The organism is Dehalococcoides mccartyi CG5, assembly GCF_000830885.1.
In the GTDB taxonomy this organism is placed as follows: Bacteria; Chloroflexota; Dehalococcoidia; order Dehalococcoidales; family Dehalococcoidaceae; genus Dehalococcoides; species Dehalococcoides mccartyi_B.
In genome coordinates this window covers 790103-803249 of the sequence record NZ_CP006951.1, presented here as the reverse complement: position 1 = coordinate 803249, position 13147 = coordinate 790103, and the positions used below count along the sequence as shown (strand labels likewise).

The 13147-nt window shown below is 46.2% G+C and carries 17 protein-coding genes, 3 tRNA genes and 1 other annotated feature; of the genes, 15 read left to right on the top strand and 5 right to left on the bottom strand.

Annotated elements, in window-relative coordinates:
• Positions 1–11 precede the first annotated feature (11 nt).
• Positions 12–1043, bottom strand: a complete 1032-nt coding sequence (locus tag X794_RS04270) for a permease (RefSeq protein WP_011309444.1) — start codon at positions 1041–1043, stop codon at positions 12–14.
• A complete protein-coding gene (locus X794_RS04265) occupies positions 1043–1381 on the bottom strand; it encodes an ArsR/SmtB family transcription factor (RefSeq protein WP_011309443.1) in 339 nt (112 codons plus the stop codon). Before X794_RS04265 ends, X794_RS04270 begins: the two co-directional genes overlap by 1 nt.
• Before the next feature lie 129 nt (positions 1382–1510).
• Between X794_RS04265 and X794_RS04260 the strand changes: the two genes are divergently transcribed.
• From X794_RS04260 to rplL, 14 genes are all read left to right on the top strand, one after another.
• Positions 1511–2500, top strand: a complete 990-nt coding sequence (locus X794_RS04260) for a GNAT family N-acetyltransferase (RefSeq protein ID WP_011309441.1) — start codon at positions 1511–1513, stop codon at positions 2498–2500.
• Positions 2493–3710 carry a glycosyltransferase family 4 protein gene (locus X794_RS04255; RefSeq protein WP_034376456.1) on the top strand — a complete coding sequence of 406 codons (1218 nt, stop codon included), beginning with the start codon at positions 2493–2495 and terminating at the stop codon, positions 3708–3710. The genes X794_RS04260 and X794_RS04255 overlap by 8 nt, the downstream gene beginning before the upstream one ends.
• Before the next feature lie 12 nt (positions 3711–3722).
• On the top strand, positions 3723–4436 hold the full coding sequence (locus X794_RS04250; protein ID WP_011929164.1) for a PIG-L deacetylase family protein: 714 nt from the start codon (positions 3723–3725) through the stop codon (positions 4434–4436).
• A gap of 162 nt (positions 4437–4598) precedes the next feature.
• Positions 4599–4671 (top strand) — tRNA-Thr (locus tag X794_RS04245).
• A 39-nt stretch (positions 4672–4710) separates the two neighbouring features.
• Positions 4711–4794, top strand: a tRNA-Tyr gene (locus tag X794_RS04240).
• 62 nt (positions 4795–4856) lie between these two features.
• A tRNA-Thr gene (locus tag X794_RS04235) sits at positions 4857–4932 on the top strand.
• Between the two features lie 28 nt (positions 4933–4960).
• Positions 4961–6163: an elongation factor Tu gene (gene tuf / locus X794_RS04230; RefSeq protein WP_011309438.1), complete on the top strand. Its 1203-nt coding sequence runs from the start codon at positions 4961–4963 to the stop codon at positions 6161–6163.
• A gap of 1 nt (position 6164) precedes the next feature.
• Positions 6165–6332 (top strand): 50S ribosomal protein L33, encoded by a 168-nt coding sequence (gene rpmG, locus X794_RS07300; protein ID WP_011309437.1) that lies wholly within the window; start codon positions 6165–6167, stop codon positions 6330–6332.
• Positions 6333–6355: 23 nt separating this feature from the next.
• Complete coding sequence (secE, locus tag X794_RS04225) at positions 6356–6574, top strand: preprotein translocase subunit SecE (protein ID WP_011309436.1); 219 nt, start codon at positions 6356–6358, stop codon at positions 6572–6574.
• A 46-nt stretch (positions 6575–6620) separates the two neighbouring features.
• Positions 6621–7154, top strand: coding sequence for a transcription termination/antitermination protein NusG (nusG, locus tag X794_RS04220; RefSeq protein WP_034376459.1), 534 nt, complete (start codon positions 6621–6623; stop codon positions 7152–7154).
• Positions 7155–7172: 18 nt separating this feature from the next.
• Positions 7173–7595 carry a 50S ribosomal protein L11 gene (rplK, locus tag X794_RS04215; protein ID WP_011309434.1) on the top strand — a complete coding sequence of 141 codons (423 nt, stop codon included), beginning with the start codon at positions 7173–7175 and terminating at the stop codon, positions 7593–7595.
• Between the two features lie 3 nt (positions 7596–7598).
• A complete protein-coding gene (gene rplA, locus X794_RS04210; RefSeq protein WP_011309433.1) occupies positions 7599–8312 on the top strand; it encodes a 50S ribosomal protein L1 in 714 nt (237 codons plus the stop codon).
• 9 nt (positions 8313–8321) lie between these two features.
• Positions 8322–8450, top strand: a sequence feature (ribosomal protein L10 leader region).
• Between the two features lie 13 nt (positions 8451–8463).
• Positions 8464–8994 carry a 50S ribosomal protein L10 gene (gene rplJ, locus X794_RS04205; RefSeq protein ID WP_011309432.1) on the top strand — a complete coding sequence of 177 codons (531 nt, stop codon included), beginning with the start codon at positions 8464–8466 and terminating at the stop codon, positions 8992–8994.
• Positions 8995–9027: 33 nt separating this feature from the next.
• Positions 9028–9399, top strand: a complete 372-nt coding sequence (gene rplL / locus X794_RS04200; RefSeq protein ID WP_011309431.1) for a 50S ribosomal protein L7/L12 — start codon at positions 9028–9030, stop codon at positions 9397–9399.
• A gap of 82 nt (positions 9400–9481) precedes the next feature.
• Here the strand turns inward: rplL and X794_RS04195 are convergent, their stop codons facing one another.
• The gene (locus X794_RS04195; protein WP_041344552.1) at positions 9482–10126 is read right to left on the bottom strand and encodes a DUF502 domain-containing protein; all 645 of its coding nucleotides are present in this window, start codon (positions 10124–10126) and stop codon (positions 9482–9484) included.
• Between the two features lie 218 nt (positions 10127–10344).
• Here X794_RS04195 and X794_RS04190 point away from each other — a divergent pair, with 218 nt between their 5' ends.
• The gene (locus X794_RS04190) at positions 10345–10662 is read left to right on the top strand and encodes a GNAT family N-acetyltransferase (protein WP_011309429.1); all 318 of its coding nucleotides are present in this window, start codon (positions 10345–10347) and stop codon (positions 10660–10662) included.
• 44 nt (positions 10663–10706) lie between these two features.
• Here the strand turns inward: X794_RS04190 and X794_RS04185 are convergent, their stop codons facing one another.
• Positions 10707–11582 (bottom strand): GNAT family N-acetyltransferase, encoded by an 876-nt coding sequence (locus X794_RS04185; protein ID WP_011309428.1) that lies wholly within the window; start codon positions 11580–11582, stop codon positions 10707–10709.
• A 1-nt stretch (position 11583) separates the two neighbouring features.
• Positions 11584–13104 carry a YifB family Mg chelatase-like AAA ATPase gene (locus X794_RS04180; protein ID WP_034376462.1) on the bottom strand — a complete coding sequence of 507 codons (1521 nt, stop codon included), beginning with the start codon at positions 13102–13104 and terminating at the stop codon, positions 11584–11586.
• Positions 13105–13147 lie beyond the last annotated feature (43 nt).

The following is a 13147-nucleotide window of genomic DNA, read 5'->3' as shown; positions in this document are numbered from 1 at the left end:
TCTCCTTTGATTTAAAATATGCCGAATATAAACCCGGCCATGCTTGAGCTGAGTATCACCAGCCCAATATAAGTAAGGGCTTTTGTATTGCCCAATATTTTTCGGATAACCAAGAAACTGGGCAGGGAAACTGCCGGTCCTGCCAGCAGCAGTGCCAGAGCCGGGCCTTTGGCCATACCAAGGTCCATAAATGCCTTGACTATGGGTACTTCGGTAAGAGTTGCAAAATATAGCAAGGCACCCGAAAGTGAAGCTATCAGGTTTGAAACCGGATTATTGCTACCTACATAGGTGGTTATAAATTCAGCCGGAATCAGGGTTTTCAAAACTCCGGCTATAAAAATGCCGCCTATCAGCCATGGGAAAATAAGCTTTACAAACCGCCATGTTTCCGAAAGCCATTCTTTTATTTGAGCCATTTTGAAAAACCGCCACAGGCTGAATAACAATACCAAAAGAGCCAGCAGGAATACGGGTATATTCTTGGCAGATGCGAATATCAGTATGGCAACAAGGCTGCCAAAATAGATAAGAGTTTGGTACATGGGACGTTCATTGGCAGTATCAGCAGGCAAATTGGCCAGTGGCTGTGGGGTATCTGATTTATCTTTGCGGAACAGGTAAGCCATAATAAATCCTATCAATATGGCAAAAATGATGGCAAAAATGGCTCTGGCAATGCCGATATCGTAGCCCAGTACTCCGGCTGACAAAGAAACCGCTAAAATACTTATAGCCGGGCCTGAATACAGGAATGTGACTGCTGGACCGATACCCCCGCCCCGTTTGTAGATGCCGGCAAACAGGGGTAAAACCGTACACGAACACACAGCCAGTATAAACCCTGAAACAGAGGCGATACTGTATGAGACAAAGGGGTTTACTTTACTGCCGAAATATTTGGTAACTATAGCCGGATTAAGAAAAACCGAAATAGCCCCGGCAATAAAAAACGCCGGCACCAGACAAGCTATAACATGGGCCGAAAGGTATTCCAACAGGGCAGAAAAACCGCCCGCCAGCAGGTTAAAAATAAAATCCATCAGACGTTACCTCTCCGGCAACTGGCCTTCAGCCGGCTAAAATCCTGCAAGGCTTGCGGGTTTTGTGCCAGCATTTCCTTTGTATACTGCATTAGTTTTCTAATGTCAGACGGAAATTCGCCATAATCCACCGAATAAAGTGCCCACAACCCGTCACGACGGAGCTTTATCAGCCCGGCCTGATGCAGGTTTTGAAGGTGACGGGAGGCAGAAGTTTGGCTTATGCCCAGAGCCTGCTGGATTTCACAAACGCAACACTCCTGTTTGAACAACAAACTGAGTATCCTCAGGCGGTATTCGTCTGCCAATGATTTAAATATATTAACGTAGTTTTCCATAAAACCCCCATATGCGTATATTAGCATATAAGAATATAATAAAGCTGCAATACCGTAATGTCAAATATGTCTTTGGCATTAACGCCGCCGAAAATTGTCTTAAAAGCGGGCAGGTGATATGCTTTTAAAGTGGTATATATTTTTAAAGAACTGGGACTTGAGGAATTAAGCCGTAATTTTGATGCCAGCCAAAACGGGTTGAATGTTGCCAACCCGTTTATCCACCCGGGCTGGCAGTCTGTCTGGCAGAAGTGTTTTTCACCGTCAGACCGGCAAATCTGCGGGTTGGTTACTAGTGAAACTGAAACCATAGGGTTGATAGCCTTGCGTATAAATAACGGAGTTGCCCGTTTTATAGCTGACGGAAGCGTTTTTGATTATCTGGATTTCATGGTTAAGCCCGGTCACCAGCTGGGATATTTTGAACTGCTGATGAAACTGCTGAAGCAGAAGCAGGTTGAGATATTGGAACTGGAAAGTTTGACTTCCCGTTCCGAAGCTTATAACTACCTGTTGCCTATGGCCAAAGAAAAAGGTTTTCAGATAATCTGCGAACAGGCAGATGTCTCGCCTCTGCTGGATCTGCCAGCTGACTTTGACAAGTATATGTCTATGCTGGAGCCGCACCAGCGCCACGAACTGAAACGTAAGCTGCGCCGTCTTGATGAAGCCTTGACGCCAAGGCTGGAAATAAATACCAACCCTGAAAGTGTAGAAATCTTGCTTGAGCAGATGGAACAAAGCCACCCCGAAAAGGCACTTTTCCTCAGCCCTGAAATGCGTTGTTATTTCAGGCAACTGGCACACTGGCTTGCCGGTCAGGGATATCTGCGTTTGGTATTTCTGAAGACAGCAGATACCACTCTGGCCAGTCTGTTTTGCTTTGACTATAATAATATAAGGTATTTGTATAATAGCGGGTATCGTCCTGAATATTCCCACCTGAGCGTGGGCGTGCTATCAAAAATGCTGGCTGTCAAAGATGCTATAGAAAAAGGATATGATGCCTTTGATTTTCTGCGGGGGGAAGAGAAGTACAAATTTCATCTGGGCGGAAAATCCCAGCCGGTTTACAAATGCCAAATAAATTTGAATAATCAGGTGCAAACTGTTGGCTAAAAAGAAATTAAATATTGCCCTTGTCAGCCTGCACAGCTGTCCTCTGGGGCAACCCGGAGGACGGGATACCGGCGGTATGAATGTGTATATCTGCGAGTTGGCGCGTTCTTTGGGAAATAGCGGTTACCAGGTTGATATTTATACCCGTGCCCATGACCCCCGTGATGACGTTTGGGAGTTTTTAGCCCCCAATGTTCGGCTTATTCACATTCAGGCCGGGCCGGTAGAAGATATGGGAAAGCTGGCTCAGTATGAGCATCTGGAAAGCTTTGTTTGCGGGCTGGAGGCATTCCGTAAGGCTGAAGGTATTAAATATGATCTCATCCACAGTCATTACTGGCTGTCTGCCAGAGCAGGGCTGGCGTTAAGCAAACTCTGGGAAGTGCCCCATCTGGTTATGTTTCACACGCTGGGAAAGGTTAAAAACCGTTTGATGCAGGCACAGGTTGACCCCCAGCTTCGGCTGGATGCCGAACAAAATATAGTACACGAAACAGACTTGATAATAGCCGCTACTCAAAATGAAAAAAATGACCTGATATCTCTATATCAGGCTGAACCAGATAAAATAAGGGTAATCCCATGCGGGGTAAATACAAGGCTTTTTTCCATCACTGACCGGGCTGAGGCTGAGGCAGAATTGGGGCTTTCCGCCGCCCCCAAAGCGTTATTTGTGGGGAGGCTGGAGAAACTTAAGGGGCTGGATAATCTGCTCAAGGCGGTTTCACTGATTGAGGCTGATATGGAGCTTCTGGTGGTTGGCGGTGATGAATATAGCCAAGGTGAAAGAAACAGGCTGGAAAAAGTGGCGGAAGAGCTGGCTATTTCAGATAAAGTGAAATTTTACGGGTCGGTCAAACAGGACGTCCTGGCAAAATATTATAATGCCGCCAAAGTTTGTATAATCCCATCGTATTATGAAAGCTTTGGCATGGTTATACTGGAAGCTATGGCTTGTGGTACTCCGGTTATCAGCGGCAGAGTAGGGGTTGCTCCTGATATCATTCGTCCGGGTATAAACGGTTGCCTTATCCCCGGTAATCAACCCGAACAACTGGCACTCTGCCTGAAGGAATGGCTTTACCAAAAAATCGCTAACCATAAGGCTATACGTAAAATAGCAGAAGAATATACATGGCAGTCTGTGTCCGCTCAAATAGAGTCTGTATATTATGGTATTTTAGACCCTGAAACAGCAGGGGTTCTATAGAACGGAGGAGAGATGTCTTTCAAAGCAGATGTATTGGTTATCATGCCTCACCCGGATGATGCCGAATTTGGTGCGGGCGGAACTATTGCCAAAATGACCGCCGAGGGTAAAAAAGTGGCTTATGTGGTATGTACCAATGGGGATAAAGGCACTTCTGACCGCAATATGATACCGTCTGAACTGGTAAAAATACGAGAAGAAGAACAGCGGCAGGCGGCAGGTGTGCTGGGTGTCAGCCGGGTGGTTTTTTTGGGCAAACCTGACCAGGGGCTTGAAAATACGCCCGAACTGCGTAAGGAGCTGGTACGTCAGATACGCACTTTCAAACCATTTACCGTTATTACTACAGACCCGTACCAACGGTATCTCTGGTGGCATAGAGACCACCGCCAGTGCGGAGAAGCTGTTATGGATGCTATTTTCCCGTATTCGCGTGATCATCTGGCTTATCCGGACCTTATATCCGAAGGGCTTGAACCTCATAAAGTTACCGAGCTTCTGCTTTCGAACCCGCAAGAGCCGAATTATCAGGTAGATATCAGCCAGACCGCAATATTAAAACTAAAATCTATTTCCTGCCATAAAAGCCAGGGCGGCGGCAGAATGGACGAAGTTATTTCGGCTATGAGTGAAATGGGAGATCTGGGAAAATACACAGAGATATACCCTGATGCTGAAAAATATGTTAAGACCGAATCCTTCCACCGGGTGGATATGTGGTGGTAAATTACCTGATATTTTCATCCAGCTCAGGCAAATATCCATCAGATATGCCCTGCTTACAAAATAGATACGAAAACAGTTGATTCTGCTTGACTTTGGGGCTTTGTTTACGTATAATCTCACTTTGATTGTTTGACAATCAGCCTGAAAAGTGATAAAAATATTGCCCGAGTGGCGCAAAGGAAGCGCAACCGACTTGTAATCGGTAGGTTAGCGGGTTCGAATCCCCTCTCGGGCTGAGCCGCTAATTTTTTTTGGGCTTTTTTACCAGCATCATGGAGAGGTGCCGGAGTGGTTAATCGGAGCAGACTGTAAATCTGCCGCCCTAAGGGCTACGCAGGTTCGAACCCTGCCCTCTCCAGAGTATTTTATAACCCCGTCGGGCTGGACAGTGGGTGTTAAAATAAATATAATGTAAGCGTTGCCCACATAGCTCAGTAGGTAGAGCACGTTCTTGGTAAGAACGGGGTCATCAGTTCGAATCTGATTGTGGGCTCCATAATAATAAGGGGGAATAATTAAAAGAAATGGCAAAGCAAAAGTTTGACCGCTCTAAGCCTCATTGTAATGTAGGCACTATCGGACACGTAGACCATGGCAAAACTACCCTGACTGCGGCTATCACCAAGACCCTTTCAACCAAGGGTTGGGCTGATTTCCGCGCCTATGACCAGATTGACAATGCTCCTGAGGAAAAAGCTAGAGGTCTGACAATTGCTATTTCTCATATTGAATATCAGACCGAAACCAGGCATTATGCCCATATTGACTGTCCTGGACATGCCGACTATATCAAGAACATGATTACCGGTGCTGCCCAGATGGACGGTGCTATTCTGGTAGTTTCCGCGCCTGACGGCCCTATGCCTCAGACCCGCGAACATGTACTGCTGATTCATCAGGTAGAAGTACCTGCTGTAGTAGTAGCCCTTAACAAATGCGATATGATGGATGACGAAGAACTGCTTGAGCTGGTTGAGCTTGAGGTTCGTGAACTTCTCACCAAAAATTCATTCCCCGGTGACGAAATCCCGGTAGTTCGGGTTAGTGCCATTAAAGCCCTTGAGTGTGGCTGTGGCAAACGCGAATGTGAATGGTGTGGTAGAATCTGGAAACTGATGGATGCTGTTGATACTTACATTCCCATTCCTCCCCGCCCCGTTGACAAGCCGTTCTTGATGAAGGTTGAAGATGTCTTCAGCATCAAGGGTCGCGGTACTGTTGCTACCGGCCGTGTTGAACGCGGTGTTATCAAAGGTGGCGATGAAGTTGACCTGGTCGGTCTGCATCATGAGCCCCGCAAGATTGTTGTTACCAGTTTGGAAATGTTCCATAAGATTCTTGACACTGCTGAACCTGGCGATGCTGTCGGGTTGCTTCTCCGTGGTGTTGAGCGTGAAGATATTGAGCGTGGTATGGTACTTGCCAAACCCGGCTCCATCAAACCTCATGTTAATGCCGAAGCTGAAGTTTATGTACTCAGCAAGGACGAAGGTGGTCGCCATACTCCTTTCTTCAATGGCTACAAACCCCAGTTCTTCTTTGGTACTACTGATGTTACCGGTGAGATTCATCTCCCCGAAGGCGTTGAAATGGTTGTGCCCGGTGACCATGTAAAGATGAAGATATCTACTATCTATCCTGTAGCTATGGAAAAGGGTATGCGTTTTGCCATCCGTGAAGGCGGTAAGACCGTTGGTGCGGGTGCCATCTCTCAGGTATTAGCGTAAAATGGCCAAAAAAACTGACACGAGAATTGTGATAAATATGGCTTGTACTGACTGTGGTGAAAGAAATTACACTACAGAAAAGAACAAGCGCAATGATCCTCGGCGTATTGAGCTGAGCAAGTATTGTCCGCGATGCCGTGAGGCAAAGGTACATCGCGAGACCAAGTAACTGATGGAGGAGAACTAGGTAATATGTGTCCTTCCGCACAGCAAACTGCCAAGGCGGCTGGTAAGAAACCTGGTTTCTTTTCCAACCTTATTGCCGAACTTAAAAAAGTAGTCTGGCCAACTCGGCCGGACGTGATAAAGCTTACCACTATGGTTTTGGTGGTTGCTATAACAGTCGGTATTGTACTGGGCGTTGTAGATTACGGCTTTAGCTGGTTTATTGATAACGTATTTGTTAAATAATGCGTTTGGAAATGTAGCGGGTTGGCAACTGACAGGGTGAGATTTTATGACTGTTAAACAGAAGAACTGGTATGTGGTGCATACCTATTCAGGGCATGAGGAAAGAGTCCGTAAAGGTCTTGAAGAACGGATTAAATCCATGGATGCCGAGGATGATATAGAGCGGGTTGTACTGCCTACCGAAGAAGAAGTTGAAGTCAAAAACGGTCAGCGGCGAACTATCCGGAAAAAAATACTGCCCGGCTATGTGCTGGTGCAGATGAACATGAACGATAAAAGCTGGGCTATAGTCCGCAATACTCCTGGCGTTACCGGTTTTGTAGGCTCTGAGGGCAAACCCACCAATTTGCCGCCCGAAGAAGTCAGCCGTATTCTGGACCAAATGGAAGCTGAATCACCAAGGGTTAAGGTGGGTTTCCGCAAAGGACAGAGTGTCAGGGTTATTGACGGACCGTTCGTTGATTTTATTGGCATGGTAGACGAAATTAACACTGAAAAAGGCAAGGTCAAGGTGCTTCTTTCCCTGTTCGGGCGGGAAACACCTGTTGAACTTGACTTTTTGCAGGTCGAAAAGCTCTAGAGGCTTTAGGAGACATACGTGGCAAAAAAAGTAAAGGCAATTGTAAAATTACAGATACCTGCAGGTAAAGCTAATCCTGCACCTCCCATTGGTCCGGCGCTGGGTCAGCACGGTATCAATATTATGGGTTTCTGTAAAGAATATAATGAACGCACAGCCTCTATGGTGGGCACTATTGTACCTGCAGAGATAACCATTTATGATGATCGCTCTTTTACATTTATCACCAAGACCCCTCCGGCGGCTGACCTCCTGAAAAAGGCGGCTGGTGTTACTTCGGGTTCTGGCACCCCCAGCAAGAGCGTAGTTGCTGTTATCTCAAAGGGTCAACTCAGGGAAATTGCTTCAGTCAAGATGAAAGATCTGAACGCAGTTAATATTGAGGGTGCTGAGAGAATTATTGAAGGTACTGCCCGCAGCATGGGCATTAAGGTGGAATAACAGATGGTAACACACGGTAAGAAATATCAAGACGCAATAAAACTGCTTGACCAGAGTGTCGCTTATGCTCCGGCTGAGGCTATTGATTTGGCCAAGAAAATGAGTGCCGCCAAGTTTGATGAGACCGTTGAAATGCATCTGAAGATGGGCCTTGATCCCAAAAATGCTACCCAGCAGTTGCGCGGCGTGGCCGTATTGCCCCATGGTTTGGGTAAAACTGTACGGGTATTGGTGTTTGCTCAAGGCGAAGCTGAAAAAGCTGCTCAGGTGGCTGGTGCTGATGTATACGGCGGTGATGAACTTATAAAGAAGATAGAAGCCGGTTTCCTTGATTTTGACGTTGCTATATCCACCCCTGACATGATGAGCAAGGTTGGTAAGCTGGGTAAAGTTCTTGGTCGGCGCGGTCTTATGCCTAACCCCAAGAGCGGCACCGTAGTACCGGCTGAAGATTTCAAAAAAGTTATTGAAGAAGCCCGCAAGGGGCGGGTGGAATTTAAGCTGGACCGTTCAGGCATTGTCCATATTATATTGGGCAAGGCCAGTTTCGAAGGGCAGATGCTTCTGGAGAATATGACTTCGGTAGTAGATGCTATTATCCGTTCCAAGCCCACTGGTGCCAAAGGGCAGTATATTAAGAGTGCTTATTTGGCAACTACAATGGGACCTGGTGTAAGGCTTGATCTTAGGGCTGTTTCCGCTATGGGCGGCGTATAAAGCAGCCGTATTTATAATTGAATATTTCCTGAGACGTGGGTGCCGTTTGGCTTAATGCATTGCCTGCCGAGGATACAAGACTTTTTAAGGGTTTTCTAAGTCCTTGTGCTTTGGCATAAGGACTTTATTTTTTTAGAAAAGGAGGTGCGGTTTGGTAAAAAAGATACGTATAAAAAAGAAGATAGCAGTTGATGAGTTAACTGATGCTCTAGCTGTTGCCCAGTCTGCGGTTTTTACTGATTACCGCGGTATCAATACATCAGAGTTGACCACTATACGTGTGAAACTGCGTGAAGCTGGTGTTGGTTACCGGGTACTTAAAAATACCCTGGCTCGGCGTGCTGCTGACAACACTGACCATTCAAATATCAAGGGTGCATTTGAAGGTCCGGTGGCTATGGCTTACTCTTCAAATGACGTGGTTGCCCCGGCCAGAGTCCTGATGGACTATATTTCCAGCTCCAAGTCAAATTTGAAAGTAACCGGTGGTTATCTCAGCAACAAGCTTATTTCTGTTGAAGAAGTAGCCGAGCTTGCCAAGTTACCGTCTCGCGAAGTGCTTATCAGCAAGATTTTGGCTGGTATGCAGAGTCCCATTACCGGTTTGGCGATGGTACTCAATGGTCCTGCCCGTGGTTTGGCCATTGTACTTCAAGCCCGTATTAAACAGCTTGAAGGCTAAATAAATAATAAAAATATAATAAGGAGTATTTTCATGACTATTGATGAAATGATGAGTGCCATTAAGGGCATGACCGTTATTGAGCTGTCCGAACTGGTAAAGGCCCTCGAAAAGGAATTTGGTGTAAGTGCTGCTGTAGCCGTAGCCGCTCCCACTGCCGGTGGTGCTGCAGCCGCTGCTGCTGTAGAGGAAAAGACTGAATTCAATGTAATCCTGAAGGATGTCGGTGCCAACAAGATTAACGTAATCAAGGCTGTTCGTGAGCTCACCAGCTTGGGTCTTAAAGAAGCCAAGGATATGGTTGAAGCTGCTCCCAAGGCTGTTAAAGAGAATGTCAGCAAAGAAGAAGCTGATGCCGCCAAGAAGGCTCTTGAGGCCGCTGGCGCTACTGTAGAAATTAAATAAACCTCGGTTAGGCTAAAAGTAAAAACAAAGGGGGCGGGGACTTTAAGTCCCCGCCCTTCCTTATGTCTAGAATATTGATGTATTAGAGTTTATTGGGGTGTGCATCCCCATGTCCAATCTCAATACTTTGGACAGTTTCCGGAAATACCAAGCCGCAGGAGATAAGAGTTTTCATGGCATCTTCAACCGAAATATTTACCCGCTCAATCTGATTTTCCCTGAGCAGCTCTAAAAAACCGCTGGTTGGGTTGGGAGAGCCCGGCACATACACCAGATACAGTTTTTCACCGCTGGAATTGGTGGTTTCATTTGTGATAAATGCCAGACTGTGCATGCCCACGCGGGGAAATTCTACCATCACGGCCTCTTTAAAAGAGACTTTATTGCCCACACCTAGTGTCTGTATAACCTGTTTGGCGCTGTTATATATCTGGTTGAAAATGGGTACTTTGGCCAGTAGTTTGTCAATCCAGCTCAATATTTGTTTACCGAAATAGTTGCTTAATACCAGTCCTACCAAGTATATCAGGAGCAGTGTTACTAAAAGACCCACGCCCGGAAAATACCAGTTAAAGAACAACTCTATAATTGGTTTTAGCATACCGTCTACAATATTAAATACCCAAATCAGCAGTCCTAAAGCCGCTCCGATAGGTAAGACAAAGGCAAGCCCTGTTAAAAAACGGTTTCGCAGTATTTTTAGTGGTGGGTTATTTGATGGTGACATATTTGACCTCCGGAAAGAATATGGTTTTTATATTTTAGCAGTAAAAGCAACCGGAATATATTACTTGGGGTTAGAATGCCAACTATAGTTAAAATATAATACCATGATTATGTATTAGATTTGTTTGGTGAAGAGCAAAAATATTTTAAAGGGTTTTTGATCTCAGGTACAGGGTATTTGTTACTGAACAAGGGATTGACCCTGAGATTGAATATGATTTGCATGATAATACTGCGCGTCATTTAGTTATCCATAATGAAGAACGGGCTCTAGCTTGTTGCCGTATACGAATGCCTGATGAAGCCCTTGCCAAGATTGAAAGAGTGGCGGTGGATATAGATTATCGCAAATCTGGTTTGGGACGTGAGATTATGAACTATGCCGCAAGCTTGCTGAAAACAGAAAATGTGGACGGGGTGGTATTTCATGCTCAAACCGGTGCGGCAGGTTTCTATGCCAGTTTAGGGTATGTTCCTAACGGGGAGACCTTTATAGAAGACGGCATACAACATACCAGAATGCATTTACGCCTGTAAAATGCTTCCGTTAAGTATTATTTGTAAAGAATACGGCCGATAAACTACTCCTCTTTGTCAGACTTTTTGGGTTCTTTTTTATCGTCCTTGAAAATATTGCTCACGTTCTTGCCGAAACTCTGGGCAGCATCACCCACTTCTTTAAACTTTACCTTTATCTCCTCATCTTTAAAACGGTCAGTTACTGCTTCCGCCGAACTTGAAACACTCTTGCCAAATTCTTTGGCCTTGTCTTTTAAAGAAGGGTCATTGAATATCTCGCTAACGGCGCTTCCGAAGGCGGCCAGCATTTCACCAAAACTCTCAGCAGCTTTACGGGAATTAGCTTTGAGGTCTTCTTTCACGGTTTTTTCTCCTTCAGCCATTACAGGCAGATCGGTTTTATAGTCTTCACGGGGAAGTACAAAAAGTATTGTGCCTTGTTCAAGGCCTTTACCCGAAGCGCTGAACCCTATTTTTACCAGAAGTTTCTGGGCGGCAATAGATTCCGGATAAGTCTGGGCTATAATCTCTTTGACACTTGGGTCCTGCAGTATCCAGCCTATTAGGCTGTGAACAGCTTCCATGGCGTACCCGTGGTGCTGATAATGCTCCAGTATGGAATAATCAATTTCCATGCGGCCTTCGGGGGTGGGTTCCCCTTTGAACCCTGCCTGCCCGATAAGCTCCCGGTGAGTACCGGACGGGTTCAGGATGATATACCAATTGAGATAACCGGTCTTGAACCTGCTTGCTTCATATTTTGTCAATAACCGTTTTAAAGTTTCGCAGCCATAGCCTTCCGGCGGCCAGTTGGCCGGAATTTCGGCTCCCAGTAATTGCCCCAACTCTTTCTGTCCCTGAATTTCGCAATTCAGCATTTCGGCATTTGCCGGGACCAATTCCAGGCGGGGTGTTTGAAGAATTAGTGGTTCCTTCATTTTATACCTGCCAGCGTGGCCTGTATTGTATAGCTTCGGCCAAGTGATGTGCTTTGATTATATCATTATTTTCAAGGTCAGCAATGGTGCGGGATAATTTCAGTATGCGGTGATAGGCTCTGGCAGACAGGAAAAGCTGTTTGGTAGCCGAACGCAGCAAATTCTGGGCGGTATCTTCCATAGTGCAAAACTGACGTATTTCTGCCGGTGTCATCTCCGCGTTAGACAATATTTTGTACTTGGCAAAACGTTCCAGCTGGATATTGCGGCAATTTTCCACCCTTCGGCTGACGATTTCTGATGATTCCCCAAGCCGGTCACTGGAAAGTTTTTCGTATTCTATGCGGGGCACATCTATGACTATATCTACCCTGTCTAAAAACGGGCCGCTTATTCGCCTTTGATAACGCGTTACCAAACCCGGCGGGCAGGTACACCGTTTAACATTGTCACCATAAAATCCGCAAGGGCAGGGATTCATAGCACCTACTAGCATAAAGTTAGCCGGAAAGCTGACGCTGCCCTGTGCCCGGCTTATAGTTACGGTTTTATCTTCAAGCGGCTGACGCAGAAGTTCCAGCAGGCTGTGACCGAATTCCGGCAATTCATCCAGAAAAAGGACACCGCGGTGGCTTAAGCTGATTTCTCCCGGTTTAGGAAAAGTGCCTCCACCTACCAGCCCGGCAGAGGAAATAGTGTAATGTGGGGCGCGTAAAGGGCGGCTATGTATAAGCGAAATATTTGGCGGTAACAGACCGGCAATACTGTATAGCTTGGTAACCTCCAAAGCTTCAGCACTGGTCATAGTGGGGAGAATAGAGACCAAAGCCCGTGCCAGCATTGTTTTCCCGCTTCCGGGAGGGCCGGTCATTACCATATTGTGTCCGCCGGCAGCGGCTACTTCCAGCGCCCGTTTTACATTCTCCTGCCCTTTTATATATGCTAAATCCACATAATTCGCAGGGGGGGTACCTTTTAATTCTTCTTTAAATTCGCTTAGCTTGGGGGCAGCACGGTCACCCTGAAGGTATTCCGTTATTTCCTTCAGGGTTGTAAAAGGCAATATACTGGCACCCTCTACCAGTGAGGCTTCGCGGGCATCACAAGCGGGCACAATGATATTGGTGTAACCTTTCTGGTAAGCCAAAGCGACCATAGGCAAAATGCCGCTGGTATGGCGAAGACTACCATCCAGGGAAAGTTCTCCCAGAAAAAGTGTCTGACTGGTATCAGCCTTTAGCTGTTCGGAACTTATAAGAATCGCTAAAGCTATGGAAAGGTCATAAGCAGGGCCGGCTTTTTTAAAATCAGCCGGTGCCAGATTGGCTACAATACGTTTAACAGGAAAAGTGAATCCGGAGTTTCGTATAGCAACCCTTACCCGCTCGCGGGCTTCCTGAATAGCGGTATCCGGCAGCCCTACAATGGTAAATGAGGGCAATCCGGCAGAGATATCGGCTTCTACCTCAACAATAGTGCCTTCCAGTCCTATAAGAGCGCAACTTGATACTTTTGCGAGCATAATAGTTAATGTTACAGGCAAGCCTAAAGGGTGTCAACGGGAT

What these genes read in the sequence shown, in the direction of transcription:
- X794_RS04270 (WP_011309444.1), bottom strand. Translation starts at nt 1,043, where the DNA reads ATGGATTTTATTTTTAACCTGCTGGCGGGCGGTTTTTCTGCCCTGTTG.
- X794_RS04265 (WP_011309443.1), bottom strand. Translation starts at nt 1,381, where the DNA reads ATGGAAAACTACGTTAATATATTTAAATCATTGGCAGACGAATACCGC.
- X794_RS04250 (WP_011929164.1), top strand. Translation starts at nt 3,723, where the DNA reads ATGTCTTTCAAAGCAGATGTATTGGTTATCATGCCTCACCCGGATGAT.
- tuf (WP_011309438.1), top strand. Translation starts at nt 4,961, where the DNA reads ATGGCAAAGCAAAAGTTTGACCGCTCTAAGCCTCATTGTAATGTAGGC.
- rpmG (WP_011309437.1), top strand. Translation starts at nt 6,165, where the DNA reads ATGGCCAAAAAAACTGACACGAGAATTGTGATAAATATGGCTTGTACT.
- secE (WP_011309436.1), top strand. Translation starts at nt 6,356, where the DNA reads ATGTGTCCTTCCGCACAGCAAACTGCCAAGGCGGCTGGTAAGAAACCT.
- nusG (WP_034376459.1), top strand. Translation starts at nt 6,621, where the DNA reads ATGACTGTTAAACAGAAGAACTGGTATGTGGTGCATACCTATTCAGGG.
- rplA (WP_011309433.1), top strand. Translation starts at nt 7,599, where the DNA reads ATGGTAACACACGGTAAGAAATATCAAGACGCAATAAAACTGCTTGAC.
- rplL (WP_011309431.1), top strand. Translation starts at nt 9,028, where the DNA reads ATGACTATTGATGAAATGATGAGTGCCATTAAGGGCATGACCGTTATT.
- X794_RS04195 (WP_041344552.1), bottom strand. Translation starts at nt 10,126, where the DNA reads ATGTCACCATCAAATAACCCACCACTAAAAATACTGCGAAACCGTTTT.
- X794_RS04185 (WP_011309428.1), bottom strand. Translation starts at nt 11,582, where the DNA reads ATGAAGGAACCACTAATTCTTCAAACACCCCGCCTGGAATTGGTCCCG.
- X794_RS04180 (WP_034376462.1), bottom strand. Translation starts at nt 13,104, where the DNA reads ATGCTCGCAAAAGTATCAAGTTGCGCTCTTATAGGACTGGAAGGCACT.